Here is a 1715-nt window from a genome sequence, read left to right on the forward strand (position 1 = left end):
GTGAAACCACAGTCCAGATTTGGAGCGGGCTTCTTGGCTGACGGGTTGGTGGAACATAAAGCGGCGGCGTCACTGACCGCCGCCTTCTTTTCCTTGGCAACAGCGATACCAGTCGCAGCGAAAACGACAGCCACGCAAAATACAGCCACTCTCATTGGAACCCCCATATTGCACCCGACAGATGGTCGGACATGACCTAGCGTCACCTTAATATTAGCACTACGAAATATATTATCTAGCCCCGTGCCATCAAAAGCAGGCTGATTGCCAAGCTTGCATCGTGACCGCCAAAACCGGTGCCGATCTGGACACCAGCCGGCATGAGTCGCATTCTGCTCGTGGAGAAGGACCTGGATCGACAAAACACAGGGGCTGATCAGGCCAACGCTGGCGGGACCGGGCCCTGCGCAGTCGCCGGAGGCGTCTGTCACACAACATTGTGTCGTGGGCGCTGATCCTCATGGCGATAACCATTCTCGGCGGTCTGATCGCGCTCAAGGCGTATCTGATCGCGCTCAAGGCGTACAAGTAAGCAGAGCCCCAGCGCGAGGCTATCAGGCCACAGCCTAGCCGCTGCCAAGCAGCGGCACCGTAACGGTTGTCGCGTAGTTGATCGGGAAGGAACTGAAGTAGGGAAAGTCGATGACGAAGGCATAGGCGGCGGTCAGATGCGCCATGCGGAAGCCGCCGCTCACGGGGTCGATGGCGATGGTGACGTTCACGTCCTTGAACCCCAAGGCCTGCAATTTCTGCGTGGCGATCGATTGAATGTCGGCCTGGGTCAGCGTGTTTTTAAGCTGCAGCGAGCGCGCTGACGTCTCCAGCGTATAGCGAACACTGGAGACCGAGTGCATCGACCAGCCAAAGGCGAAGATTCCGAACAGCAGCATGACAAGGAAGGGCGCGATCAGCGCGAACTCCAGCCCGGCCCCGCCCGATCGATCCCGCCGGAACGCGCTTACCCTAGCGGACACGGATCGTCTCCTGGTGACCGATGACGGTGGAAGTGGCAAAGGCGCCGAAGGCAATTGGCGGCACCCAGGTGCCCGATGCCTGTATCTGGACATAGACCGCTGGCACCTTCGGCCCACTGCACATGGTGGACGCGTCGACCACCGTCGCCCCGCACATACGGATGCGGCTTAGCGTGACCTGGCCGTCTTCCGGCCGATTTTCCCAGCTCGCAATGGCAAGGGCCTGGGTCGCCGCATCATCGGTCGATCCGCTCATGACCAGGTTCGCGGCGGTCTTCACACCGGCGCGCATCGACAGTGAACTCGTTACGTAGGACCAGCCGTCCAGAATGCCAAGCAGCACCAGGCACAGAATCGGCAGCACCATCGCGAACTCGACCGCCGCAACGCCCGAATCATCGCCAAGGATCGGTATCGATCGGTGACGCACGGCGCTACTCGGACAGTGCCACGGACCGCGCGGCTGGAATGTTGGGCACTCCGAGGCTCGAGCAATCCTGACTGATGGTTGAGTTACCGGACCATTGGATCGTGTTGGCGACGACCCTGGTGCAGCCGCCATTGCCCGAGAAATTGCCAAGATAGTTCACTTGCTGCTTAGGGAAATAGATGGCCCCGGTCAAAAGCGAGTCCGCGGTGCCGTTGAACGTGCTGGATGCGCTCATGCCGGTCCTGTCGCCGTAGAACAGAACGCCTGAATAGGTGCCCGAAGTCGCCGCGCTGAGCTTCACGGACGCATTG

The 1715-nt window shown here is 60.2% G+C and carries 2 protein-coding genes and 1 pseudogene; all 3 read right to left on the reverse strand.

Going from position 1 to position 1715, the window contains the following annotated elements:
- Nucleotides 1-566: 566 nt before the first annotated feature.
- Nucleotides 567-974: a TadE/TadG family type IV pilus assembly protein gene (locus tag EN749_RS35200; RefSeq protein ID WP_127270088.1), complete on the reverse strand. Its 408-nt coding sequence runs from the start codon at nt 972-974 to the stop codon at nt 567-569.
- Entirely contained in the window at nt 964-1404 is a 441-nt protein-coding gene (locus EN749_RS35205; RefSeq protein WP_245466311.1) for a TadE/TadG family type IV pilus assembly protein, read from the reverse strand. Before EN749_RS35205 ends, EN749_RS35200 begins: the two co-directional genes overlap by 11 nt.
- 4 nt (nt 1405-1408) lie before the next feature.
- Nucleotides 1409-1715 (reverse strand): annotated as a pseudogene (locus EN749_RS35210) (hypothetical protein); the annotation flags it as partial.

The sequence above is a fragment of the Mesorhizobium sp. M7A.F.Ca.ET.027.02.1.1 genome (genome assembly GCF_004022985.1).
In the GTDB taxonomy this organism is placed as follows: Bacteria; Pseudomonadota; Alphaproteobacteria; order Rhizobiales; family Rhizobiaceae; genus Mesorhizobium.